The sequence below is a fragment of the Vibrio sp. A1-1 genome, assembly GCF_021728175.1.
Lineage (GTDB): Bacteria > Pseudomonadota > Gammaproteobacteria > Enterobacterales > Vibrionaceae > Vibrio > Vibrio diabolicus.
Genome location: NZ_JAKKCL010000002.1, coordinates 170494 through 196279 on the forward strand (window position 1 = coordinate 170494; position 25786 = coordinate 196279).

Genomic DNA, 25786 nt, shown 5'->3' on the forward strand with positions numbered 1-25786 from the left:
CTCAACACAACACAGTAAAGGAAAGTAGCATGATCACCCTTCACACTAATTTTGGTGACATCAAGATTCAACTAAACGAAGAGAAAGCGCCAGAGACTAGCGCAAACTTCCTCCAGTACTGCCGCGATGGCTTTTACGACAACACTCTTTTCCACCGTGTTATTGACGGTTTCATGATCCAAGGTGGTGGCATGGAACCTGGTCTACGTGAAAAAGCATCACGTGCACCTATCAAGAACGAAGCAAACAACGGCCTAAGCAACAAAGTGGGTACACTTGCTATGGCGCGTACTATGGAACCGCATTCAGCAAGCTCTCAATTCTTTATCAACGTAAACAACAACACATTCCTAGATTTCCGTAGCGAAAGCCTAGATGGTTGGGGTTACTGTGTATTCGGTGAAGTTGTAGAAGGCATGGACATCGTAAATAAGATCAAAGGCGTTAGCACTGGTTCTTACGGCATGCACCAAGACGTACCTCTAGAGGACGTAGTAATCACTGGTACAACAATTGAAGAATAATTCGTAAGAATTATTTCTAAGAGATAAGTTAATGGGGAGGCATCGCTTCCCCTTATTTCTATGACAACATTATTTATTTCCGATCTTCACCTCACCCCATCGCGTCCGGATATTACGGAATGTTTTGTGACGTTCATGCGAACAGAAGCAACGAAAGCCGATGCACTTTATGTATTAGGCGATCTGTTCGAGTTTTGGGTTGGAGACGATGACAAAACTCCTTTTGCCAATCAAATCCGTACAGAGTTCCAGCAACTAACACAGACTGGCGTTCCTGTTTATTTCATTCAGGGCAATCGCGACTTCCTATTGGGAAAACGCTTCTGTAAAGAGACAGGCATTACATTACTGGATGAAGTTAGCCTCATAGACCTTTATGGTACTAAAGCGGTTATTCTCCACGGTGACACCCTGTGTACTGACGATATTGATTATCAAAAATTCCGTAAGACTGTTCATCAACCTTGGTTGCAATGGCTGTTTAATCACATTCCTTGGTTTATTAAGAAGAAAATTGTCTCAAAAGTTCAATCCGATATTCGTGATGATAAAATGAGCAAGCCTTTAGATATCATGGACGTCAATCAAAATGAAGTCGAGAAAGTGATGTCTCAGAATTGCGTCAACTTAATGATTCATGGTCACACTCATCGCCCGAATACACATTTTTTTGACGTCGATGGCGTTAAAAAGACCCGGATAGTTTTAGGGGATTGGTATACGCAAGGCTCAGTTTTACAAGTAAATTCTGATGGCTTTGACCTACAAACGAGACCATTCATACAGAATTTGCGTTAAGCATGTAGAGCGTGTAGAAGATTCACGCTCAAGTCGTAGATATTTTGTAAAAAATCGCTATTATCATAATACTAAGTTAAACAGAACGAAGTACCTAATTGAAGTATTCTTACGTAGCTCGCCAACCGATTCTGGATAGAGAAAAACGAACCATAGGTTACGAACTTCTCTTTCGAGACGGTCCTAAAAATACCTTCCCTGAAGTAGAACCAGAGCTGGCTACTAGTCGACTGCTATCCGATCATTTTTTGTCGACGCATTACAACACATTAGGGAACAAACTTGGCTTTGTTAACTTTCCGCATCAAAGCTTGGTGAATCTAGTCCCAACTCTGTTTCCCAAAGAGTCTCTCGTCATTGAAGTCCTTGAAGATTGTGAACCGACAGAAGAGCTGCTAGAAGCCATCAAGCACCTTCATGAGTGCGGATACAAAATTGCTTTAGATGATTTTGTGCCGACGAAGGCTTGGAAACGTTTTCTTCCATACGTTTCCATGATCAAGTTTGACATTCGACTTGTACCGATCAAGAAAGCCGCTATTTTTATTCAGGCATTAAGCCCATTTAAAATCGACTTTCTTGCTGAAAAAGTTGAGACCTACGAAGAGTTTGAGCAAGCTTTAGAAGCCGGTTTTAACTACTTTCAAGGGTATTTTTTTAGCAAGCCTGAGATGATCCAGAAAAAACGTTTGAATCCCGCATTTCTGACAGTCATCCAGCTGTGTAAAGAGATTGCTGATAAGCCTATCGATTTCAATGAAGTGGAACGTCTGTTTTCGATTGATGTGACGCTATCATACAAGCTGCTTACTTACGTTAATTCAGGCTATACATTAACGACCAAGATTAAGTCGTTCAGACAAGCACTTATTTATCTGGGTGAAGAGCGACTACGACGCTTCATATCCTTAGTTGCCATTGCGTCCGTTCAAGAAGATAAACCAGATTCTCTTTACTCCTTAGCGATTCAGCGTGCAAGAATGTGTGAACTGTTACTTAGTCAAATGAACACTAGGTATGACCCTGGGCAGGCTTTTTTAACGGGAATGTTTTCTCTACTCGGTTCGTTGCTCGATCAACCGCTCTCGGATGTCATTGAAGATATCCCCGTTGACGAAGATATAAAACTCGCATTAACCAGTCGAAAAGGCGTACTTGGCCACTTACTTTCAATGACGATCGCCTACGAACAAGCAGACTGGGAATTAGCTGAGCGGTATTGCACCGTTCTTAAATTAACCGAGCCTCAATTAGCAGACGCTTTTAATCAATCTACCGAGTGGGCTCAAGAACTGCTGTCTCAAACGCCCTAAATCGCTATAATGCCTCACCTCCAGCCTCGCAATTGTGAGGGTTGTTTGTTTTTACCGCTTAATTAATCGAGATTTCATTTTATGGCTTCTTCTTGTCCTTGCGGCTCTAACCGCACCTACCAACAGTGTTGTGAAATTTCCCACAATAACCATGCTGACGTTACCACTCCGGAGCAGTTAATGCGCTCTCGTTACAGTGCGCATGTGTTAGGTCTAGTAGATTACGTGGTGAACACGTACCACCCAAGCTGTAATGCAGAAGAACAACGAGAAGGCATTGCCCAATCTATCGACAGCGATTGGTGCAAACTTGAAGTATTAAAAACAGAAGCTGGCAGTAATGACAATGAAGGCTTTGTCGAGTTTAGCGCTTATTTTGATGAAGACGGCAAACGCTACTGTATGACAGAACGTTCTCGCTTCGTAAAAGAAAATGGGCTTTGGTACTACATTGACGGCACATTTCCTGAAGAAGAGCCAGAAGAAGAACCAGAACAGGATCCACGCTTGAGCCAGCCAGTGAATAGCCTAAAGCTAGGTCGTAACGATCCGTGTATCTGCGGAAGCGGTAAGAAGTTTAAGAAGTGTTGTGGGTAAAGGCATCCACGCTTAGCTTATTGAGCTCGCTTTAATGAGATTCCTGATCTCACCTAAGCTCGTCGGAATAACGTGAATATGTACTTTCGTTTGAAATAGATAACGCGACTTCAAATACCATTAGAAAATATACCGTCATTCTGAACAGCGAGGGACGAGCGTGATTCAGAATCTAATCGCCACCAGCACTGTTGCCGGTTTTTACCCCCGAATCAAGAACACTAAATTAAAAAAAGCCCCTAGACTCGAGAGCATAGGGGCTTTCACTTATCTATAAGCAAGTTTACTTATGACGTTCTTTCAACTTGTTCACTACGTCATTCATCGATAAGCCTTGGTCTTGAAGCAATACCATTAAGTGGTAAATCAAGTCTGCTGATTCACACACTAACTCCGCCTTATCGCCCGACGTCGCCGCAAGCGCGACTTCAACGCCTTCTTCGCCCACTTTTTGCGAAATACGCTTGGTGCCACGGGCATAAAGACTGGCAGTATAAGAGGAATCTGGGTCGGCACTCTTGCGGGCAGCCAATAGCTGCTCAAGTTGATGAAGCCACACCATTTGTGACTCCTCTTGCGGATCTCCATCCCAACAAGTTGTTGTTCCAGTATGGCAAGTCGGACCAATAGGATTCACTTTAACTAGCAGTGTGTCATTGTCGCAATCGAGCTGCATGTTCACCAATTGTAATACATTGCCTGAGGTTTCCCCTTTGGTCCAAAGACGCTCTTTGGTACGAGAGAAAAACGTCACTTGACCCGTTTCGCCCGTTTTTGCCAACGCATCTTGGTTCATGTAACCCATCATCAGCACTTGGCTTGATTGAAAATCTTGTACGATGGCAGGTACCAGACCATCCACCTTTTCCCAGTTGATTCGCTCAGCTAGCGAACTTACTTCGGCGGCTTTCACACTCATAGTCGTACCTCAATGCCTTGTTGTTTCAAATACTGCTTTAGTTCACCAATATTGATGACTTGCTTGTGGAATACCGACGCGGCAAGCGCGCCATCCACATTTGCTTTTTGGTAGGCTTCTGCGAAGTGCTCCATGGCACCTGCACCACCCGATGCAATCAATGGCACGTTACACACTTCACGCACCATATTAAGTTGTTCAATATCGTAGCCGTTACGCACGCCGTCTTGGTTCATCATGTTCAGTACGATTTCACCAGCACCGCGTTTTTGTACTTCTTGCACCCAATCACGCGTTTCCCATTGGGTCGCTTTGGTGCGTTCTTCATCACCAGTAAACTGGTAAACCTGATACTTGCCCGTCTCTTTGTCATAGTATGAATCGATACCAACGACGATACATTGCACACCAAACTTATCAGCAAGGTCAGTAATCAACTGAGGGTTCGCCAAGGCAGGAGAGTTAATAGATACCTTATCTGCACCAAACTCAAGAATGCGCGCCGCGTCCTCTGCTGATTTAATGCCACCAGCCACACAGAACGGAATATCAATCACTTCTGCAACGCGAGCGACCCAACTTTTATCAACGACACGCCCATCACTTGAAGCGGTAATATCGTAGAACACAAGCTCGTCAGCGCCTTCTTCAGCATAACGCTGCGCCAGAGGAACGATGTCACCAATGATTTCGTGGTTGCGGAACTGGACGCCCTTCACCACTTGTCCATCACGAACATCAAGACATGGAATTATTCGCTTTGCCAGCATGCAAACGCCTCCTCTGCTGTGAACTTACCATCTAACAATGCGCGACCAACAATCACACCAGCAACACCGCTGCCTTTTAGTGCTTCGATATCCGCTAATGAGCCAATGCCGCCTGAAGATTGAAACTGCACTTGTGGGTACTGTTTACATAAGTCGACGTAAAGCTCAACGTTTGAGCCTTCTAGCGTACCATCACGAGAAATGTCCGTGCAAAGCACATGCTGTAGACCTACCGTCAGATAATCGTTGATCAAAGCTTCGATAGTCACACCTGAGTCTTCTTGCCAACCAGATATTGCCACTTTACGCGTGCCGTCTTGGTCGATGTTGATATCTAGAGCGAGAACGATTTTCTCCGCGCCATACTTTTCCATCCAACCTTTCACAAGCTCTGGTTGTTTTACTGCTGTAGAACCAACCACAACACGTTGAGCACCGGCTTCTAACAGATCAATCACGTCTTGCTCTGTACGCACTCCACCACCGATTTGGATGTTCGCTGGCGTGCTTGCGAGTAGCTTTGCAATCAAATCAAGTTGACGTGCTGTCGTGTCTTTCGCGCCAGTTAAATCCACCAAGTGCAGCCAGTTGGCACCTGCTTGGTGGTACAAGTTGAACTGCTCTGCTGGGTCGACTTTGTACTCGGTTACTTGGCCGTAATCACCTTGATAAAGGCGAACCACCTGTCCTTCAATTAAATCAAGAGCTGGAATAATCACACTAAATCCCTTTTATAATTCTAAGAAGTTTTGAATAAGCTTCGCGCCCGCTTTTGAAGAACGCTCTGGGTGGAATTGCACACCATAATAGTTCCCGCTTTGAACCGCAGCAGTGAATGGATTTCCGTAATCACATTCAGCAATGGTGTAGTCTCCAACTGGCATCGCAAAGCTGTGCACAAAATAGAAGTACTCACCCTCTTCAATGCCTTTGAACAACGGATTGCCTGCTTTTGCAGAAACGGTATTCCAACCCATATGCGGCAGCGGTAAGTCGCCAGTTTGTAGCAGCTTCACTTCGCCATCACAAAGCCCAAGACACTCAACTAACTCATCTGCTTTCTGCCCTTTCTCTTGGGAAAACTTACCCAATAACTGCATACCTAAACAGATACCAAGCAATGGCTTTTCAACTTGCTTAACGAGATTGATAAGATCACGCTCTTCAAGGTTTTTCATCGCTTCGCTGGCTGTACCCACACCAGGTAGGAACAACTTGTCTGCTGACAACACCACTTGAGGATCTTTTGAAATCGTTACGTCATAGCCTAAGCGTTCAATGGCAAACTTCACCGAAGAAACGTTGGCACAGCCAGTATCGATAATGACAACTTTCTGTTCTGTCACTGTTTTTCTCCTTGCTAACGTTAGCCTTAAAGTACGCCTTTACTACTTGGTAGCTCAGTGCCTTCTACTTTGATTGCTTGGCGCAGAGTGCGACCAAACGCTTTAAATAGGCTCTCAATAATGTGGTGATCGTTGTTGCCCGCAGAAGAAAGGTGCAGTGTACACGCTAGTGTGTCAGTTAAAGAACGGAAGAAGTGAACCACCATCTCTGTTGAAAGGTCCCCCACTTGCTCACGACTAAACTGCGCGTCGAACTTAAGGTAAGGACGACCTGACAGGTCTAGCGCACATTGTGCTAAACACTCATCCATTGGCAGGCTGAAACCAAAGCGACCAATACCACGTTTGTCACCCAGCGCTTCTTTCAACGCCTGACCCAAGGCCAGCGCGGTATCTTCTACTGTGTGGTGATCATCAATGTGTAGATCACCTTCTACTTTGCACACCATTTGGAATCCACCGTGCGTCGCAATTTGATCCAACATGTGATCGAAGAAACCAAGACCCGTTGAGATGTCATTACCGCCTTGCTCATCAAGATTAACCGCAACTTTGATGTCCGTTTCTTTCGTGGTACGAATCACTTCAGCAATACGAGCTTTCACCGTGAGGTCTTTCAGGATCTGTTTCCAACCCATGGTTTCTGGGTTGTATTGAATACCACGAATTGCCATGTTTTCTGCAAGTTGAAGATCGGTTTGACGATCGCCAATCACGACAGAGTTTTGGAAATCAACTTTGCCACCTTGAAGGTACTCTTTCACCATGCCTAGCTTAGGCTTACGGCAAGAGCAGTTATCTTCTTCAAAGTGAGGACAAATCAACACGTCATCGAACTTCACACCTTGAGACTCGAAGATCTCCATCATCATGTTGTGCGGTGCATCAAAATCAGCTTGTGGGTAGCTGTCAGTACCCAAACCATCTTGGTTAGTGACCATCACTAGACGGTATCCAGCATCCTGCAACGACAACAGGCTTGGGATAACAAATGGCTCTAGTTTTAACTTATCCAAGCGGTCAACTTGGAAATCAATCGGTGGCTCAACAATCAGCGTGCCATCTCGGTCGATAAATAGGATTTTTTGTTGCTTGCTCACTCGAACTTCCTTATTACTAATCTTGTTTCGTTCTCGGCATAAACCGAGAACGTTGAGAATTCTATTTATGAATAGTAGTTTCTTATGAAACCCAGTGTCTTTTCACACTCGTCGCGGTTACCAACACTGATACGCACGCAGTTCTCAATTGGCGAGTTACGCAGGATAATGCCCGTATCCCAAGCGGCTTTGAAAAGAGCATCGCCATCTGGGAATTTCACCAATAAGTAGTTACCCCACCCTTCAAAAACCTCCAGACCCGGAATCATCGACAAACCAACTTGTAAGTAAGCTCGGTTCGCGTTCAAATCGAGAACTTGGAACTTCGCTCGCGCTAGGCCTGCTTCAGAGAGCGCTTGAGTAGCAATTTCAGCAACTGGAACCGGTACTGGATATGGTGCGATCACTTTAAGAAGGACGTTAATCAGTTCTTCGTTTGCTAGCGTAAATCCACAACGAAGACCTGCAAGCGCGAAAGCTTTCGACAGAGTACGCAGAATCGCTAGATTTGGATATTCTGCCAATAAATCTACTGTTGACGCTTCTGGACAAAAATCGATGTACGCTTCGTCCATGACCACGATTGCGCGGTCTTTTGTCATCTCAAGCAGAGAGACAATATCGTCACGCTTAACTAAGTTACCCGTTGGGTTGTTTGGCGAGCATACGAAAACCAGTTTCACGTTATCTAGATTCGCTTCGATACCTGCGAGGTCTAGTTGCCAATCTGACGTTAGCGGCACCGTTTTGCGCTCTACACCGATGGTTTCTGCACTGATGGCGTACATACCGTAAGTCGGTGGGCAGTATAAAATCGTGTCTTCACCCGGTTCACAAAAAGCACGAATCAATAACTCAATACCTTCGTCTGCGCCGCGAGAAGTCAGCGTTTGTTCTGGCTTCACTCCAGCATACGCGGCGTAAGCAGAAATCAGTTCTTTCGGCTGGCATTCGCTGTAACGATTAAGACGAGCAAAGTCTGTTTTGTATTCATTGTTGAATGGCGATTCGTTGGCGTTCAGCCATACGTCACCTGTTCCACCAATTCGGCGAGCCGAAAGATAAGGTGTTAGTTGTTGGACTTGTTTACGCGCTAGCTTTTCCATCTCTTTACTCTCTTATTCTTACTTACTTGCTAATTTTTCTACACGGATAGTAACAGCACGTTTGTGGGCGTCCAGACCTTCTGCTTCAGCCATGGTGACAACCGTTGGCGCAAGATTTTTAAGACCGTCAGCTGAAAGCTCTTGAACCGTCATTCGTTTAGAAAAATCAGCCAAACCTAAGCTTGAATATGTCCGTGTGTAACCGTAAGTAGGAAGAACGTGGTTAGTGCCCGATGCGTAATCACCTGCAGATTCAGGCGACCAATCCCCAAGGAAGATCGAACCTGCGTTGTCTAATAGAGGCAGAAGCTCGCGTGGGTTCTTAGTCTGAACAATTAAGTGCTCAGGACCATAATAATTAGAAATAGAGATCGCTTGGGTGATCGATTCAGCAATAATGATTAAACTCGATGCGAGCGCTTTTTCTGCAATCTCTGAACGAGACAACTCTTTCAATTGACGACGAACGGCATCTGTCACCTGATCTGCAATAATGGCTGATGGCGTCACAAGTACAACTTGAGAGTCAGGTCCATGCTCTGCCTGACTTAGAAGGTCCGCCGCAATAAAATCTGGGTCCGCTGTTTCATCCGCAATCACAAGAACTTCCGAAGGACCCGCTGGCATATCAATCGCTGCGCCACGGAAATCATTGCTCACCTGACGCTTTGCTTCCGTCACATAAGCGTTACCCGGGCCAAAAATCTTATCAACTTTTGATACGGTCTCTGTACCATATGCCATTGCAGCAACAGCTTGACCACCACCAACGTTGTACACTTCATCAATGCCACACAATTTTGCTACGTAAAGGATCTCGTCAGCGATTGGAGGCGGAGAGCAAAGCACAACTTTACGACAGCCGGCAATTTTCGCAGGCACGCCCAGCATCAAAACCGTCGATGGCAATGGCGCGCTACCACCAGGAATGTACAAACCCACTTTTTGAATTGGACGTGTTACCTGTTCACAAAGCACACCCGGTTGAGTTTCGACTTTAATTGGCTGTGGCTTTTGCGCTTTGTGGAATTTAGAAATATTGGCATAAGCTTGCTCTAATGCATTTTTCATTGATTCAGACAAGCGCTCTGAAGCGGCTTTAATTTCCTGAGAAGAAACACGAATGGACTCAGGTTTAACGCGATCAAACTTTTCTGTCAGCTCGTTGAGAGCAGAGTCGCCTTCATTTCTAACTTTAGCGATAACCTCAGACACTGCTGCAGTGATATTTGCACCTTCTGCAATAGCAGGACGTTCTAAGATCGAATCTTGCTGCTCTTCACTTAAAGATTGCCAAACGACTGTTCTCATGATGTTTACTCCATCATTTTTTCAATTGGTAGCACTAGGATTGAGCTAGCACCTAACTCTTTTAGCTGTTCCATGGTTTCCCAGAACAGGTTCTCAGAACTCACTAAGTGAACAGCCATTTTCTGCTTATCTGCAGAAAGAGGAAGAACCGTAGGATCCTCAGCACCAGGAAGTAGTGCTTTGATTTGATCGAGCTTTTCAGCTGGCGCGTGAAGCATGATGTACTTAGACTCTTTCGCTTGTTGTACGCCTTGCATGCGAGTCAGTAGTTTTTCAATCAGTGCTGTTTTGTCTGCATCAAACTCACCGATACGTTGAATCAGCGTCGCTTTAGATTTAAAGATCACTTCCGCTTCTTTTAAGCCATTCGCTTCTAACGTTGCGCCAGTCGATACCAAATCAGCAATAGCGTCAGCTAGACCTGCGCGAGGTGCAACTTCTACAGAGCCAGTTAGCATACATGTGGAGAATGGAACGCCTGCTTCATCCATGTAAGCTTTTAGGAGTTGAGGGTAAGTTGTGGCAATACGCTTACCAGCTAAGTCTTGTGGACCGTTGTACTCTTCATCCTTGTCGATAGCGATAGACAAGCGACAACCGCCAAAATCCAGTCGACGAAGTTGAACAAACTCACATGGCTCACCCAAAGCTTTGCGATCTAGACGAACTTCTTCTAGTTCGTTTTCTCCGATGAAACCAAGGTCAACCACTCCATCCATAATCAGACCAGGGATGTCATCGTCACGAACCAAAAGCAAATCAATTGGCATGTTCTCCGAGTGAACCACTAAACGCTCACCCATTACATTAAATTTTACGCCGCACTGTTTTAGCAGAGCTTGGCTCTCTTTGCTAAGGCGACCTTTTTTCTGAATTGCGATTCTTAAGCGTTGTGTTTGCATTGCTTTTTCCCTGTGCAAGATTTTGATATCTAAGTAATTTTTGAATTAATAAAACTAAAAAACCCTCGAGAGATTGGAGTCTCCCGAGGGTTTAAAATCTGCTTTTACTTTGATTTCACCTCCGGGAGTTTCCTGCCTCCCGGGTATGCGTACATCGCCCGAAAGACTAGATTGGGTGATGATGGTGATGAATGTTCATTACAAAATTACGCATACTTATTTAAGGCTCTATTGAGTTGCTTCGTTAGTAACCACACTAACCAAGGATTCTATATTTTTCAATACTGAATTTAGCATTTTCTAACTATTTTTTATAATTATTTGATTTTAAAGGATTTAAATTTAATTTCAGTTGAGTATCAGGGTAGAAATTAGGTTTCTATTCAACCCTATTCTTAAAGAAAAAGAAGAATAGTATGAATTTTCATCAAAACAACTATTTAGATCTCACCGCCCTTAGTAATTGACATCATTCTCAATAAAGAGACATCCACTCACGTTTGAGACGACTCATTCAAAACTATTATTTTAGTGGGGCAAAAAATAGTGATTAACCATGAAACTGCGTAACGGTAGTAACAAACAAGCTGTGGATTTCAGCGATACAGCACTATACCCATTAATCGGCAATAGTGCATGTATCCAAGAACTTCGTACGGCAATCCAAAAGTACGCTCAATGTGATGCTGAAGTACTCATTCAGGGTGAAACAGGGGTGGGCAAAGGTCTCTGTGCTCGTCTTATTCATCAGTTGTCGAACAGACACTCGGCACCTTTTGTTGAAGTTAACTGCGGCGCAATTCCAAGTGGTCTTATTGCGTCCGAACTTTTCGGTCACGAAAAAGGAGCATTTACAGGAGCGATTTCAGATCGTATTGGTTTTATTCAAAAAGCGCATAAAGGTACCCTATTCCTAGATGAGATTGGTGATATGCCGCCGGATCTACAAATCCACCTTCTGCACTTTTTAGAGAGTAAGCAAATCCATAAAGTCGGCGCTGATAAATTCATTGACGTGGACTGTAGAGTCATTGCTGCGAGCCACGTGGATTTGAAAAATGAGGTTGTACAAGGTGGATTCCGTGAAGATTTATTCTATCGGCTTAATATCTTGCCATTAACTATTCCTCCACTGAGAAAGCGTGGGAAAGATATCCTTATGTTATCAGAACACTTCTTAACAGATTTGTCTCATGGTCAGGTACAAAAAATGTCGGATAAAGTGAAAGCCAAGCTCCTCAAGCATCGTTGGCCAGGTAACGTAAGAGAACTGCGAAATGTAATTCAACGAGCGATTGTCATGTGTGAAGATCACACGCTTCTCGTCGCTGACTTGGGCCTTGATAATAATGAAAGGCAATTACTCCCTTCAGTGGACCAAATTGATCTCGACTACCTACTGCAAGCTATCGAAGAAAATAAGCACAATATGAGTGCGGCTGCACGTCATCTTGGTATTTCAAGAACAACGCTTTATCGTCTAATAAAGAAATACAACTTAAATGTTTAGTTGCTGTACAGGTGTAACGTGACACTGTGTAACAGACAACTCATCATATATCATTTACTTAGCCCCTCATCATAAACCTCTTGATATTACCGCCTTTAAAATCAACAACTTAAACTAGGCATAGTCTTTGCTTAGAGCTAAGAAGAAGTCGGTTGATAGATTTTCTATCACAGCACAGAAAGGAGTGCTCAGAACACAAATAGCTCGCTTTTAACACGAAACGATTATCCCCAAAAACGCGATTGCCCCCCTCACCTAAATCGCGTTAAAAAAAAGCTCCGCTAAATTTAGCGGAGCTTCCTCTTTATTAAAAATACTGAGCTGTACTAGACATTTTGGCACGATGCCATTTTAGACTTCGACAACCAAGAAAGTGCTCCACATACAATAATAAATGTGATTGATGCAGCGATGAATGAGAATGCAATTGACGCAGTCATCCCCAAAGTAATGAAGCCAACACAGGAAACTAGCGCCACGGACAATGCATAAGGCAACTGGGTCGATACATGATCAATATGATTACAACGTGCACCAGTCGACGACAGAATAGTGGTATCGGAGATAGGTGAACAATGGTCACCAAAAACGGCACCGGCTAAAACTGCACTTAGCATTGGGAGCATTAGCGCAAGATCGGTTGCACCAGCCATATCACCCGCGATTGGAAGCATAATGCCGAACGTACCCCAAGAAGTACCTGTTGAAAATGCCATTAGACCAGACAACAAGAATAGGATAACCGGTAGCCAATGTGGATTGATATTGCCCTGAGCCATTGTAGAAAGGTAAGAACCCGTCTTCATATCACCGATAACCGAACCGATAGTCCAGGCAAATACTAGGATTAGAATCGCGCCAAACATAGACTTAGCACCAATCCATAGTGTGCGTGCAATTTCACCTATTGGAAGACCTTGCTTCACAACAGTAAATAATGCGACAGCTAAGCCAAGCAAGCTACCGTAGATTAGTGATGTGCCTACATCTGTATTTTCAAACGCACCTAGAAGCGCAAACTCTTTGCCGTCAGCAGCCAATGCTTGGCCACCCGTGTAAAGCATAGAAGCGATAGTCGCAATAATCAGCGTCACGATAGGAAGTACCAAGTCTGACACTTTACCCTTTTCGCTTTCACGGATATCTAGCTCTTCGTTTAGATCATGCGCTTCTTGCGAGTCGTTTTCTTTGTCTTTATCAAAGCCGCGGCCTTGAGATGCAGAGATTTCATGCTCACGCATCTTACCGATATCGAGGCCAAACCACGCCACAGCAAACACCATAAGCAGTGCAAAAACTGCGTAGAAGTTCATTGGAATAAGACGAACGTACGCGCCAAGAGCCGAATACTCAGTGATCCCATGTGAGACTAAGATACCGCCGATAATCGTAATAATGTAAGCACCCCAGCTAGAAGCAGGCATGATCACACACATTGGTGCAGCAGTTGAGTCTAGAATGTATGCAAGCTTCGCGCGAGACACATAAAAACGATCGGTTACTGGACGAGAAATGGCACCAACAGCAAGACTGTTAAAGTAATCGTCGACAAAAATGAATACGCCTAAAAAGGCAGCAAGAAGTTTGGAGCCGCGTTTACTCTTCACTCGAGATTGTGCCCATTCGGCAAATGCACGAGTACCACCAGATAGCGTTAATAATGCAGTTGTCATACCTAATAAGATTAGGAAACCAACAATGCTCATGTTCCAAGTGTTAATTCCGCCATCTTCAATAAAGACAGAAGAAACTTGAGAACTCACGTAACTAACGGTATCACCGATAGACCAGCTATTAAGTAGAACCGCACCCAGCACGATACCTACACCTAAGGAAACTAATACACGTCGAGTCAGAATCGCCAAAGTCAAAGCGACAATAGGTGGCAATAATGAAACAGGAGAACTAGAAAAATCTATTAAATTCATGATCTTCAAAAACCAAAGTTTGGCTAGAGATCTACTGCAGACAAGTCACGTAGCATACGATACGTGCTCATGTTGAACTTAGCGACAGGGAAGCGAACACTCCACCCAACCCTACAGTAGCGCTCCATAGTTTAATGTGAATATATACTATGGCAGTGTTGTTCCTTTCAGATACAACCCCAGCAAGTAACTTTGATGAGTTACTTACTTCGGCAATCTTCGCCTTCCACTATTATTCATTGGCATCACCCCAATAATAGCTACTCTTCGAGACCGCGCCTCTACGGCAACAACAAACAATTAACCACTAACTGTACAAATTAACAACAAATTGTCTGCAATATTGCATCAGGTAGCAGCCATTGTACTTATGATGAGAGTCAATGCAACACATCAAACTAAATTAAACAAATAAATAATGACTGAGATAATTTATAAACCTTGTCTACTTCAAGTTAGTTTTGTGCAACTGAAATCACATCAATTTTGTTATTTATGAAACATTATTACTACCTTAAAAATATCATGGTTTATCTTGTATCAATAAATTAAGGATATATGACACTCCATCAAAGATGGACGCTTCATATTTTTAAGTAATAACTCAACTTTTTTTATAAAAACCAAGCTAGCTCTATCTCTATACAATAACGAGTGTTGATTTCAATTCTCATCTAATAAGATTTATTTCGAGTGTAATAATATTTATTGCTTTAAAAAAATAGCTAAATTTAAACAAAATCTTGATTTAGTATTTGCACATAAGGAAAAGATAAAGTTAAATATAAGGACTCTTTGTTTATTTATAGATTGGCATTATTTAATCGTAACGATAAAAAGTGCCCAACACATTAACCTTTTAATAGGAATCGTTATGTCAGAGCTGACTAAAACCCTTCTAAATATCCGTAGCCTTCGTGCATTTTCTCGTGAGCTGACTCTAGAACAATTGGAAGAAGCTCTAGATAAACTAACTACTGTTGTAGAAGAGCGTCGTGAAGCAGAAGAAGCAGAACGTGCAGCACAAGCTGAGCAAGAAGCTAAGCTAGCAGAGATCGCAGAGAAAATTGCTCAAGACGGTATTGACGTAGAAGCGCTTATTACTGCGCTATCTGGCGAAACTAAGACGAAAGGCAAAGCGAAGCGTGCACCTCGTCCAGCTAAATACAAATACACAGACTCAAACGGTAATGAGAAGACTTGGACAGGCCAAGGTCGTACACCTTCTGCAATTCAAGAGCAACTTGATGCAGGTAAATCTCTGGATGATTTCCTGATCTAAATCCGCGCTATTTTTAAAAGGCTCCCAATGGGAGCCTTTTTTATTTGGTTCATTACAAATAAAAAAGGCGCATTTTTTAATGCGCATTTTACTTTAGTTATAGAATAGTTAATTAAACTACTGTGTATTAACGTTCCCAGTATGCTTCTTCTAGGCTATCTTCTCGCTCAGGAAGCCCACGTGACAAACGTGGAGAATGTTGCACGAGAACTTCGTAGCTCGCACGGTTTGCGTATTTACATACTTGAGAAAAAGAAGAGTAAGTTAAATATTCGTTACTGTGCTTGCTTGAATTAGGCACATTTTCTTTATGGTATTTGTTTGCCGCCATATCATGAAGAACAGCAGATAACGCAGCATCACCAGCACCATTGGTATTCTTGATTTTTTCTGGACCACCCATATATGGCGAGATATGTGAGTACACTTTTATTGGTGTTTCACATGTATCTTTTTTCGCCGGACGACTAAATTCATAGCGATTAAATTCAGCGATTGACCCCGGAAGTAATGGTAAAGAAGTTTCGCGCTTCGCGCTATCTTCCGTATAACCCGCCATAAATAGGCCTACAGGCCCCGCGGTGCACAATACTAGATCTGCCCACTCCAGTGTTTTATCAGATGCAGCAAGTGGGTCTGACTCACCCGTCAGAGCTTCTGCTTCATCTTCATTCATCGCAACGACTGAAACGTTATCTCGAATGAATTCTTGCCAATATTTCGGGTCATCTTGAATAACGAACTTCGTCCCAAGAGTCAGAACAACAGGTACATCATTCTTTTTCGCGTACTCAATCGCTTTCATTGTTGCTTCAGGCATTGGGTCGCCTTCTTTACAACGTACTAAATATGACGTTAGTACAAGCGCCGATGCATTTTTAAAGATTTTTTCTGGAATGCTATCAGGATGCAGTTGGTTCATTTGCCCTTCACTGATCGCAAAAGTACGTTCACCATCTTCTGTAATAAGAGCGAAACAACGACCGATAGCGCCATCAACACCTTGTAGATAGTTCAAGTCCATGCGGCTTGATGTATTACAAAGGTAACGGTAGCCATAGCTACCAATTTTGATATCCTGACTCATCACTCCAAGCAGCGTAGAGCGATCATCTGCTAGCACAGAGTAGTTGTGTAGCGTGTTACCAATTGTGCCACCCGCATACTCATTGGTAATTAAGTTCTCTTCTTTAAGTTGCTGGTACAACTCTTCTGCTCTTTCGTCATCAATAACCAAAGAGTGACCTTTACTCAGACCGTACTTTTCAATCACATCCGTTGTAACTTTAGCTTCAATATCAACCAAAGTTTGGTCAATACCAATGATGTGAGTGCGCGTCATCTTCTTGCTTTCTTGTGCTTGGCTCACCAGCGGGTCACGAGCATGAACAGGAAAATAGTGCTTCGATTTGCGTTGTCCAGGAAATTTCATATTGTCAGTCTGAGTAAGGGGATGAAAAGGAGAACGGATTCTATACCGCTAATAATAAAGCGGCAATAAAAGCAATTATAGCAAACGTTTGCTAGCCACTTTTTTCTTCTAGACTCCTTATTCACCTTCCATAAAACTTAGATCTGGCAGTTGCTCAAGGTGCTCGCAGTAACGCTTTAGGTTGAACTCACCTTCATTTTTCATCACATCGAAAATTTCAATCGACATGGCACATGCCATCATTGCAACCGCTTCTTCTCTAGGTGTCCCTGTCATCATTAAGCGCATTAGCGTCTCTTTAACTTTTAATGGATTGCCGTCCTCAAGTTGGTTTTCAACAATTTCAATCAACTCGGCTTCTTGCATAAACTGGTTTTCTTCGGTCATTTGGACTTTCCTCTTGGATTTTTGCCAACTATGCCATATATACCTCATCTATACTTGCGAAATTGCCCGTTCGAATTTCTGTTGAAGAAAAATGCAGCGAAACGAATTGTGATTTCGATCTCGGATCTGTCACCGGTCTGTGGATTCTGATAGAATCTGCATCCCGTTTATTTAAGTGGTGTTTAGTAATGTCTGATAACAGCCAAAAGAAAGTCATCGTCGGTATGTCCGGCGGCGTTGATTCATCTGTTTCTGCGTATCTTCTCAAGCAACAAGGCTACCAAGTAGAAGGCCTGTTCATGAAGAACTGGGAAGAAGATGACAACGAAGAATATTGTACAGCAGCAGAAGATCTTGCTGATGCTCAGGCAGTATGTGACAAGCTAGGCATTCATCTACACACCATCAACTTTGCTGCCGAATACTGGGATAACGTATTTGAGTACTTCCTTGCTGAATACAAAGCGGGTCGTACACCGAACCCTGACATTCTTTGTAACAAAGAAATCAAGTTCAAAGCATTCCTAGAATTCGCTGATGAAGTGCTTGATGCTGACTACATTGCAATGGGTCACTACGTACGTCGCTCTTTCCCGGATAACGGTGAGAAACCAGCGATGTTGCGTGGCCTAGATGGCAACAAAGACCAGAGCTACTTTCTATATACACTAAGCCACGAACAAATTGGCCGTAGCCTCTTCCCTGTTGGTGATTTAGAGAAACCTGAAGTACGCCGTATTGCGGAAGAGCAAGGTTTAGTAACAGCGAAGAAGAAAGACTCGACAGGTATTTGTTTCATCGGTGAGCGTAAATTTACCGACTTTCTAGGTCGTTACCTTCCTGCTCAGCCTGGTAATATCGAAACGCCAGAAGGCGAAGTGATCGGTCAACACCAAGGTTTGATGTACCACACACTAGGTCAGCGTAAAGGTCTACACATCGGTGGCCGTAAAGGCGGCGGTGGTAACGAAGAGCCGTGGTTTGTTGGTGAAAAAGACCTAGAGCGTAACGTGCTAATCGCAGTCCAAGGTAAAGACCACCCGATGCTAAAATCAGAAGGTCTACTTGCGTCACAACTTCACTGGGTAGATCGTGAGCCAATTCGCGATGTTATGAAGTGCACAGTGAAAACTCGTTACCGTCAGGAAGATATTCCTTGTACAATCATCCCGATCGATGATGAAAATATTAAAGTGATCTTTGATGAACCACAAATTGCAGTGACGCCTGGTCAATCAGCAGTGTTTTATAAAGATGACGTATGTCTAGGTGGCGGCATCATCGAGCAACGCATTAAATATTCTCAAGCTTAGGAGTCGTTACGTGGCGAATACACTTTATGACCGTACTATCGCTTTCGCTGGTATTTGCCAAGCTGTCGCTTTGGTTCAACAAGTTGCGAGAAACGGGCATTGTGATCAAGATGCTTTTGAAACATCAATCAACGCTATTTTGAACACAAACCCTGCTAACACCGTTGGCGTATTCGGTCGCGAAGCCGATCTAAAGCTCGGTCTGGAGTGTCTGGTTAAAGGGATTGATAGCACCCCATCAGGCAGTGAGATCACTCGTTACATCATTAGCTTAATGGCGCTAGAACGTAAGTTAAGTGCTCGCAACGATGCCATGTCCCAGCTTGGTGACCGTATCCAGATGGCCAAGCGCCAGTCAGAGCATTTTGAACTGCTAGATGATCAAATGATCAGCAATTTAGCAAGCATCTACTTGGATGTTGTTAGCCCTATAGGACCACGCATTCAAGTAACAGGCACGCCTTCTGTACTGCAACAAACGGCCAGCCAACACAAAGTCCGTGCTCTACTGCTATCTGGCATTCGTAGTGCTGTTCTGTGGCGCCAAGTAGGCGGTAAACGTCGTCATCTAATTTTTGGCCGAAAGAAAATGGTCGAACAGGCTCAAATCCTGTTAGCCAGAATGTAGAATACTCTGCTAGCTCGCGTTTACCGCGAGCTACTTTTTTTCGAATAAAACAAATCCCGCGCAAACGTTTGCGCAATATTCGTGACAATTGCCACAGTTATTGGTATAACGCTCACGAAATTTAGAAACCCAATTCAGGAGAACATCATGGAACTGTCAGCATTGACTGCTGTTTCACCAGTAGACGGCCGTTACGGAAGTAAGACGATTGCGTTACGCGAAATTTTCAGCGAGTACGGTCTACTAAAATACCGTACTATCGTAGAAATTCGTTGGCTACAGAAGCTAGCTGCTACTGCTGAAATTGCAGAAGTGCCAGCATTCAGCGCAGAAGCTAACCAATTCCTAGACGACCTTGCTGCTAACTTCTCTGAAGAAGATGCACGCCGTATTAAAGAAATCGAGCGTACAACTAACCACGACGTTAAAGCGGTTGAGTACTTCTTAAAAGAGAAAGTAGCAGACGTTCCTGAACTGCACGCTGTTAATGAGTTCTTCCACTTTGCATGTACTTCTGAAGACATCAATAACACCTCTCATGCGTTAATGCTAAAAGAAGCACGTGAGCAAGTGATTCTTCCAGAAATCCGTAACCTAATTGACGCTATCAAAGCACTCGCAGTTGAATACCGCGACATTCCTCTTCTATCTCGTACACACGGCCAGCCTGCTTCTCCATCTACAATGGGTAAAGAAATGGCAAACGTGGCGTACCGTATGGAGCGTCAATTCAAGCAAATCGAAAACGTTGAGATCCTAGCGAAAATCAACGGTGCAGTAGGTAACTACAACGCACACCTTTCTGCTTACCCTGAGCTAGATTGGCACAAGTTCTCTGAAGAATTCATTACAGAGTCTCTAGGCGTAACTTGGAACCCTTACACAACACAAATCGAGCCGCATGATTACATCGCTGAGCTGTTCGACGCTATCGCTCGTTTCAACACTATCCTGATTGACTTCGATCGTGACGTTTGGGGTTACATTGCATTAGGCCACTTTAAGCAAAAAACCATTGCTGGTGAGATCGGTTCTTCAACAATGCCGCACAAAGTTAACCCAATCGACTTTGAAAACTCTGAAGGTAACCTAGGTCTTGCGAACGCAGTATTCGGCCACCTAGCACAAAAGCTGCCTATCTCTCGTTGGCAACGTGACCTAACTGACTCAACGGTTCTACGTAACCTTGGTGTTGGTGTTGGCTACGCTATTATCGCTTACACTTCTACGCTTAAAGGCATCAGCAAGCTAGAAGTAAACCGTGAAGCGCTTCTTGCTGAACTAGATAAAAACTGGGAAGTACTAGCAGAGCCAGTACAAACAGTTATGCGTCGTTACGGCATCGAGAAGCCATACGAGAAGCTAAAAGAGCTAACTCGTGGTAAGCGTGTAGACGGCGAAGCAATGCGCAACTTCATCGACGGTCTTGAGCTTCCAGAACACGAGAAAGCACGTCTGAAAGAGATGACGCCAGCGAACTACATTGGTCAAGCGGTTGAGCTGACAGATAAGCTGTAATCACACCTTGATGATCTGCAATTGAAAAGGTTGACGTGAAAGCGTCAACCTTTTTAGTTAGGAAGAAATAATTTCGGTTATTTGGTAGTAATGCAAGAGGATAAATCCCTCAACTATTATGGCTGTTTTTGGAAGAATAAGGTTATTGTCCCGACCTCTATACCAAACTTTTTAATTTTGGTGAGGTTGAAAACATGCTTCTCGTCCTGACGATAAAGCCAATCATCAAAAGCGACCGTTACTGTTGAGTCATCCATTTGCAACTCAAAGTCATACCGCCACTGCAACGCATTGCCTTGCTCAGCCCCTGTTGCTACACCAATAATATCCTCTGCTTTACCTTCATAGCGTCCATCTTCTAATTTGGTAATAACCCAAATTCGCTGGTCAACCTCTCCATCATCAAACACAAAGTCTTCCACCAGCGTCAACGTGTTACCTTCCACAGTACCCACGATGTCGAGTTCAAAACGACGAGTTTGCTGTTCAGTGTAATCTTGGACCATCCCCCACGCCTTAGTTTCGCCTTCAAAATAGCCGAATAAATCAAAAGTCGGTGTAGATGATTGATAATTATCGATATCTGCTGAGCATGCTGAAAGTAAGGCCGCAGCGGCCAAGGCGACTGATTTTAAAATTCGTTTAAGCACTATCTAACCTGCCCTATTAATTGTTTTCGAAGTTTTGGGAACTCTGTATTAGGTGACAACCATATAGACAAAAACGCATCGTTCATTCGCTCATCTTGAACGAAGCCAACTGTCTTGATTTGTGCAATGCCAGCTTGTCGGTAAAGAAGCTGACCAGTTTTACCATCGGTTAAGTAAGTAAGCTCATCCCCTTTTTTTATATCAGGGAACATACGGTTTAGCTCACTAATCCAACTTTTTCGATATGATTCAGTAAAACCAAGTTTTGCCCATTGCTCATCAGTTACATCAAGCAACTGCTGCTTGCTGATGTCTCTTTGATAGTTAATTTCCAATGCCAGAGGGTGTGGTGATACATCGCCATTTACAATAAACTTTCCATCAGGTGCTCTTAGTCGAGACTGATATATATCGAAGATGAACCATGTGAGTTGTGCCTCACCGACGGTTTTCCACCCCTTCCAACTCGACATCTTATCTGCGTTTTCACTGTTTCCAACTGGCTGAGCTTGTAGAGCAAAGGAGCCCATAACTACTAGAGAAGCAACTACCTTAATCAGCCTCTGGGTTAAATCTCTCTTCAAGCTTTTCATATCCGTATACCTTGAGTATCAAAAGCGTCATGGCAAACCATTCAGCAAATAGAATGACCAACGTAACGCTGGTATTAAATCCATATTCAACGACTTGGAGCTTGTAACCGGCGTAGTAACTGACGGTTCCTCCAACGCCACCTACAATTGATACGTAGATTTTTGGGAAACGGTACAAAACAGACTTGAGCTGATAGGCATACCAAGAGAACAGAACCCAAAGGCACAACAACCAAATGGGTAACCATTGTGTTGGAAAGACAAAAACAGAAAACTGTTGATTGAGCGTATCGAGCACTACACCCGCCAAAACGATACTCGCGATGTGCTTCAAGGCAGAAGCGTCCGTCCTCCAACAATAGACAAGAGTAATAAATGTTAAGATCAGTGTTAGCCACTGCCATTGATAGGTCCCAAGCACTGCAGAGAACCAACAGAGCTGGAACCATGTAGAGGCAATCAGCAACTTCATAACGGTTTAAGGTCGCTGGAATGTCATGTGAACGGCACTGATACTTCGAGCTAAAAACCCACCTTCACAATAACTAAGGTAGTAGCGCCACATGCGGACAAAGCGGTCGTCATAACCGAGAGAGCGTACGTGATCTTCAGCTTGATTAAATCTAGAGTGCCACTCGCTCAAGGTTTTCGCATAGTCCAGACCAATATCAAATAAGTCTCTCACCACCAAGTCACTGTATTTGGTCGCAGCTTGAGTTAAAGATGTAACCGAAGGTAAGAACCCACCTGGAAAGATGTATTTCTGGATAAAGTCAACGTTGTTACTGTAGTAATCATAACGCTGGTCAGCGATAGTGATGGCTTGAATTGCCATTAAACCACCCGGCTTGAGTAATGATTGGCATTGCTTGATGTAGGAAGGCAAAAATTGTTTTCCAACCGCTTCGATCATTTCTATCGAGACTAACTTATCGTAGTGACCCGAAAGGTCTCGATAGTCTTGTTTTAATAGAGTGATCTTGTCGCCCAAATTTCGCTCTCTAATTTTTTGTTCAGCGTAAGCATGCTGCTCTTCAGAAATCGTCGTTGTCGTTACATGACAACCATATTGCTCTGCCATGTAAATGGCCATAGCCCCCCACCCTGTACCGATCTCAATCACTCGATCGGATGGTTGAAGCTCAAGTTGCTGGCACAAACGATCCATTTTGTTGATTTGCGCTTGTTCCAAAGTATCGTTGTCTTGCACATATAAGGCCGATGAGTACAGCATGTTGTCGTCTAAAAATGACTCGTACAAATTGTTGCCCAAGTCGTAATGCGCATGAATGTTTTTACGAGAGTTCTCTTGAGAATTGCGGTTGGTCCAATGACTGAACTTGTACAGTATTTTAGTCAGCCAACTTCCTTTCTCTTCAAGTTTATCTAGCGCTCGCATATTGAGAGCCATAAGTTTCATTAACGAGGTTAGATCCGGGCTGTCCCACCAACCATCCATATAAGCCTCACCCGCCGCAATGCTGCCACCTTGCAAGATTCGCGAGTAAAAGCCAGGATGCTTTACCTCAATCGTCGCCACAACAGGCTGACCGCTGTATTCACCGTTGGGCGCATTAAAGCGCTCGCTTCTTTCTTTCGTTTCCGTCTTAAAGCTTTCAATAACAGTTAAGCAGCCGATTTCCATTTTTTGCAGACATTGAAAAATAACTCCGCGAGCCGCCTTTTGTGTTGTCGTCAATTTGCGCGGCAATGTCATAGAACTGGTATTTAACATGCAGAATTCTCCTTGTGCTTTTTATTTTTTTTGTCTGTTTTTTTAGTGTCGGCTTCTATTTCGTCGTGTGTTGAATATTTAGGATGAGAATAAAAAGGCGCGCCTTTCACCCAAAGTTTTAATGCGTGCCAATAAATACCAACCATTACTTTTACCGTCTGTATTGGCGTAACGATCAAACACTTCGATAAGCTTTTGCTCGAAAACACTTGAGCTTTCATTGTCATCGTCGCATCAAAGTGCTTTTCGCTTTTGTGGCATTCAAGATGAATCCTTAACTTGTCCGTCAGTGGTTTAATCTTCCAGTGATACTGTTGGTCAATTGGATTAAACGGAGAAACATGAAAGGCTTTCTCTTGTTCCCATCCAAAGTTTTCATCGTTTTGCTCAGCAGCGACTGCGTAGTAATGACGCTCGTTCCAAGGTGTATTGCTGACTTCAGCTAAGAGGTATTTCCATTCCCCTTCTTTGTTATAAACGTAGTAGAAATTCACCGGACTAAAATAAAGTCCTAAATAGCGCAAATGACAAACAGCGATGACTTTGCCGGTACAACGAACACCTGTTAACTCTTCAATTTTGTCGTGCACGGCCACCTTTAAGCAGCCCTCACCAACATAGTCACTGCGTTTAAAGCGTGCCCAATGCCACCAACGAGAGCCAAAACCCCAAACTTTTTCCTCTAGTTTTTTTAGCTCATCGACATCAATAGCTGGCATAAACAATGAGTAGTTCAATTCATGTTTTATCGGCGTGAACCTGCGATGTCGAACGTTGCCAACAAACAACTGGCTGTTCATTTGGCTATCCATATCACGCTGCACCTTTTTCTAAGTTGACAGCAGTTTGAACGCGATATTTCTCTTCAAGCCCTTTCACTACGTCCAATGCGCTGCGAACGCCATCCTCGTGGAAACCGTTGTACCAATAAGCGCCGCAGAACCAAGTATTGTTCAGCCCTTGCACCTCTTCTTTACGTTGCTGTGCAGCGATAGAGTCGGTGGAGAACACTGGATGGTGATAGGTAAACGTCCGTAATACTTTGCTCGGTTCGATCTGCTCAGTGCTATTTAGCGTGACACAGAATGTGTGCTCAGATTGAACATGTTGGAGAATATTCATGTTGTAAGTAAGCGAAGGGAGACGTTGCTGTTCGTCTTCACTGCCCTCCAGTAGGTAGTTCCACGAAGCCCACGCCGCTTTACGCTTTGGAAGTAAACTCGTATCAGTGTGAAGCACCACTTCATTCGCTTGATAAGCCATATTACCCAGCACCTCTTGCTCGACTGGGCTAATGTCACCTAACATGTTCATCGCTTGATCACTGTGACAAGCAAAGATGACATCATCAAACCAATGCATTTCACCGTTGACTTTTAAACCCACACCATTCTCACTACGTAGCACTTTTTCTACCGGACTATTGAGTCGAATTTTATCGATAAAACCTTGAGTCAAAGGTGGAATGTACTCACGAGAGCCACCTTTAATTACATACCATTGCGGCCTGTTAGTAACATCAAGCAATCCGTGATTTAAGAAAAAGCGAAGGAAAAACATCAGCGGAAATGCGCGCATGTCCGCTAAAGTCGAAGACCAAATTGCAGCGCCCATCGGCAAAATGTAGTTATCTGAAAAGAAAGTACTGAAGTTGTGCTCATCAAGAAACTCACCTAGCGTCTGAGAATGACTCGATTGTTTGCTAGCGACGCTTTTGGCAAGTTTGTTGAAACGAAGGATCTCGAAGATAAAACGATAGAACTTAGGATTTACCCAATTACGCTTTTGAGCAAATAATGTCGACACGGTGTGACCGTTATATTCCAAACCATTGCCGTCGTTTCTTACACTAAAGCTCATCTGGGTTGGCAACCCTTCGACACCAATCTCGTTCATCATTTTGATGAAATTAGGATAAGTGCGATCGTTGTAAACAATAAAGCCCGTATCAATCGCATATTCTTTACCATCGAGTTTTACATCCACCGTCGCGGTGTGCCCGCCAATGTAATCGTTAGCTTCAAATACGGTGACATCATGCTCTTTATGTAGATAGTAACCACACGTAAGGCCAGAAATTCCGGTTCCCACAATCGCTACCTTCTTTCTTCCTACTGTTTTCAT

General features: G+C 43.6%; 26 protein-coding genes, 1 riboswitch and 1 other annotated feature. Of the genes, 9 read left to right on the forward strand and 17 right to left on the reverse strand.

The window, feature by feature from the left end; all coding sequences use genetic code 11:
- Window positions 1-29 precede the first annotated feature (29 nt).
- The 4 genes from L3V30_RS04825 (at window position 30) to L3V30_RS04840 (ending at window position 3232) form a co-directional block, all read left to right on the forward strand.
- Complete coding sequence (locus L3V30_RS04825) at window positions 30-524, forward strand: peptidylprolyl isomerase (RefSeq protein WP_005390900.1); 495 nt, start codon at window positions 30-32, stop codon at window positions 522-524.
- Window positions 525-584: 60 nt separating this feature from the next.
- Window positions 585-1322 carry a UDP-2,3-diacylglucosamine diphosphatase gene (lpxH, locus tag L3V30_RS04830; protein WP_104969279.1) on the forward strand — a complete coding sequence of 246 codons (738 nt, stop codon included), beginning with the start codon at window positions 585-587 and terminating at the stop codon, window positions 1320-1322.
- A gap of 98 nt (window positions 1323-1420) precedes the next feature.
- On the forward strand, window positions 1421-2635 hold the full coding sequence (locus L3V30_RS04835) for an EAL domain-containing protein (protein ID WP_005378158.1): 1215 nt from the start codon (window positions 1421-1423) through the stop codon (window positions 2633-2635).
- 81 nt (window positions 2636-2716) lie between these two features.
- Window positions 2717-3232, forward strand: a complete 516-nt coding sequence (locus L3V30_RS04840; protein ID WP_237308457.1) for a YchJ family protein — start codon at window positions 2717-2719, stop codon at window positions 3230-3232.
- Between the two features lie 283 nt (window positions 3233-3515).
- On the opposite strand, the gene hisIE is transcribed toward L3V30_RS04840, so the two are convergent.
- The 8 genes from hisIE to hisG all read right to left on the reverse strand — a co-directional run bounded on the left by hisIE (window position 3516) and on the right by hisG (window position 10686).
- Window positions 3516-4151, reverse strand: coding sequence for a bifunctional phosphoribosyl-AMP cyclohydrolase/phosphoribosyl-ATP diphosphatase HisIE (hisIE, locus tag L3V30_RS04845; RefSeq protein ID WP_104969276.1), 636 nt, complete (start codon window positions 4149-4151; stop codon window positions 3516-3518).
- Window positions 4148-4921, reverse strand: a complete 774-nt coding sequence (gene hisF / locus L3V30_RS04850) for an imidazole glycerol phosphate synthase subunit HisF (RefSeq protein WP_004749837.1) — start codon at window positions 4919-4921, stop codon at window positions 4148-4150. The genes hisIE and hisF overlap by 4 nt, the downstream gene beginning before the upstream one ends.
- A complete protein-coding gene (gene hisA / locus L3V30_RS04855) occupies window positions 4903-5640 on the reverse strand; it encodes a 1-(5-phosphoribosyl)-5-[(5-phosphoribosylamino)methylideneamino]imidazole-4-carboxamide isomerase (RefSeq protein ID WP_005390889.1) in 738 nt (245 codons plus the stop codon). Before hisA ends, hisF begins: the two co-directional genes overlap by 19 nt.
- 12 nt (window positions 5641-5652) lie before the next feature.
- Window positions 5653-6267 (reverse strand): imidazole glycerol phosphate synthase subunit HisH, encoded by a 615-nt coding sequence (gene hisH, locus L3V30_RS04860; RefSeq protein ID WP_020840387.1) that lies wholly within the window; start codon window positions 6265-6267, stop codon window positions 5653-5655.
- 26 nt (window positions 6268-6293) lie between these two features.
- Entirely contained in the window at window positions 6294-7367 is a 1074-nt protein-coding gene (gene hisB / locus L3V30_RS04865; RefSeq protein WP_203342277.1) for a bifunctional histidinol-phosphatase/imidazoleglycerol-phosphate dehydratase HisB, read from the reverse strand.
- A 65-nt stretch (window positions 7368-7432) separates the two neighbouring features.
- Window positions 7433-8473 (reverse strand): histidinol-phosphate transaminase, encoded by a 1041-nt coding sequence (gene hisC / locus L3V30_RS04870; protein WP_005390873.1) that lies wholly within the window; start codon window positions 8471-8473, stop codon window positions 7433-7435.
- Between the two features lie 18 nt (window positions 8474-8491).
- The gene (hisD, locus tag L3V30_RS04875) at window positions 8492-9784 is read right to left on the reverse strand and encodes a histidinol dehydrogenase (RefSeq protein WP_005390871.1); all 1293 of its coding nucleotides are present in this window, start codon (window positions 9782-9784) and stop codon (window positions 8492-8494) included.
- Between the two features lie 5 nt (window positions 9785-9789).
- Window positions 9790-10686 (reverse strand): ATP phosphoribosyltransferase, encoded by an 897-nt coding sequence (gene hisG, locus L3V30_RS04880; RefSeq protein WP_005390869.1) that lies wholly within the window; start codon window positions 10684-10686, stop codon window positions 9790-9792.
- A 53-nt stretch (window positions 10687-10739) separates the two neighbouring features.
- Window positions 10740-10877 (reverse strand) — a sequence feature (His leader region).
- A gap of 365 nt (window positions 10878-11242) precedes the next feature.
- Between hisG and L3V30_RS04885 the strand changes: the two genes are divergently transcribed.
- The gene (locus tag L3V30_RS04885) at window positions 11243-12196 is read left to right on the forward strand and encodes a sigma-54 dependent transcriptional regulator (protein ID WP_237308458.1); all 954 of its coding nucleotides are present in this window, start codon (window positions 11243-11245) and stop codon (window positions 12194-12196) included.
- Window positions 12197-12522: 326 nt separating this feature from the next.
- Here the strand turns inward: L3V30_RS04885 and tet(35) are convergent, their stop codons facing one another.
- Complete coding sequence (tet(35), locus tag L3V30_RS04890) at window positions 12523-14124, reverse strand: tetracycline efflux Na+/H+ antiporter family transporter Tet(35) (RefSeq protein ID WP_152812416.1); 1602 nt, start codon at window positions 14122-14124, stop codon at window positions 12523-12525.
- A 109-nt stretch (window positions 14125-14233) separates the two neighbouring features.
- Window positions 14234-14416, reverse strand: a riboswitch (Lysine riboswitch).
- Between the two features lie 582 nt (window positions 14417-14998).
- Here tet(35) and L3V30_RS04895 point away from each other — a divergent pair.
- Window positions 14999-15406 (forward strand): H-NS family nucleoid-associated regulatory protein, encoded by a 408-nt coding sequence (locus L3V30_RS04895; protein WP_005390863.1) that lies wholly within the window; start codon window positions 14999-15001, stop codon window positions 15404-15406.
- A 127-nt stretch (window positions 15407-15533) separates the two neighbouring features.
- Here the strand turns inward: L3V30_RS04895 and L3V30_RS04900 are convergent, their stop codons facing one another.
- Both L3V30_RS04900 and L3V30_RS04905 read right to left on the reverse strand, forming a co-directional pair.
- On the reverse strand, window positions 15534-16838 hold the full coding sequence (locus L3V30_RS04900) for an inosine/guanosine kinase (RefSeq protein WP_005390861.1): 1305 nt from the start codon (window positions 16836-16838) through the stop codon (window positions 15534-15536).
- Between the two features lie 117 nt (window positions 16839-16955).
- Complete coding sequence (locus L3V30_RS04905) at window positions 16956-17225, reverse strand: hypothetical protein (protein ID WP_005390859.1); 270 nt, start codon at window positions 17223-17225, stop codon at window positions 16956-16958.
- 188 nt (window positions 17226-17413) lie between these two features.
- Between L3V30_RS04905 and mnmA the strand changes: the two genes are divergently transcribed.
- From mnmA to purB, 3 genes are all read left to right on the forward strand, one after another.
- Window positions 17414-18538, forward strand: a complete 1125-nt coding sequence (gene mnmA / locus L3V30_RS04910) for a tRNA 2-thiouridine(34) synthase MnmA (protein ID WP_005390857.1) — start codon at window positions 17414-17416, stop codon at window positions 18536-18538.
- 10 nt (window positions 18539-18548) lie between these two features.
- Entirely contained in the window at window positions 18549-19166 is a 618-nt protein-coding gene (hflD, locus tag L3V30_RS04915) for a high frequency lysogenization protein HflD (protein ID WP_046874772.1), read from the forward strand.
- Between the two features lie 147 nt (window positions 19167-19313).
- Window positions 19314-20684, forward strand: coding sequence for an adenylosuccinate lyase (gene purB, locus L3V30_RS04920; RefSeq protein WP_005390853.1), 1371 nt, complete (start codon window positions 19314-19316; stop codon window positions 20682-20684).
- A gap of 116 nt (window positions 20685-20800) precedes the next feature.
- On the opposite strand, the gene L3V30_RS04925 is transcribed toward purB, so the two are convergent.
- From L3V30_RS04925 to L3V30_RS04950, 6 genes are read right to left on the reverse strand one after another with little or no spacing between them, the layout of a single operon-like run.
- On the reverse strand, window positions 20801-21322 hold the full coding sequence (locus tag L3V30_RS04925; RefSeq protein ID WP_237308574.1) for a DUF3833 domain-containing protein: 522 nt from the start codon (window positions 21320-21322) through the stop codon (window positions 20801-20803).
- Window positions 21323-21333: 11 nt separating this feature from the next.
- Window positions 21334-21927: a chalcone isomerase family protein gene (locus tag L3V30_RS04930; protein WP_041852974.1), complete on the reverse strand. Its 594-nt coding sequence runs from the start codon at window positions 21925-21927 to the stop codon at window positions 21334-21336.
- Window positions 21887-22399: a DUF2878 domain-containing protein gene (locus L3V30_RS04935; protein WP_237308459.1), complete on the reverse strand. Its 513-nt coding sequence runs from the start codon at window positions 22397-22399 to the stop codon at window positions 21887-21889. The genes L3V30_RS04930 and L3V30_RS04935 overlap by 41 nt, the downstream gene beginning before the upstream one ends.
- Before the next feature lie 6 nt (window positions 22400-22405).
- Complete coding sequence (locus tag L3V30_RS04940; RefSeq protein WP_054867767.1) at window positions 22406-23662, reverse strand: cyclopropane-fatty-acyl-phospholipid synthase family protein; 1257 nt, start codon at window positions 23660-23662, stop codon at window positions 22406-22408.
- Window positions 23656-24474, reverse strand: a complete 819-nt coding sequence (locus L3V30_RS04945) for a DUF1365 family protein (protein WP_065645363.1) — start codon at window positions 24472-24474, stop codon at window positions 23656-23658. Before L3V30_RS04945 ends, L3V30_RS04940 begins: the two co-directional genes overlap by 7 nt.
- Before the next feature lies 1 nt (window position 24475).
- On the reverse strand, window positions 24476-25786 hold the full coding sequence (locus L3V30_RS04950) for an NAD(P)/FAD-dependent oxidoreductase (RefSeq protein ID WP_161443072.1): 1311 nt from the start codon (window positions 25784-25786) through the stop codon (window positions 24476-24478).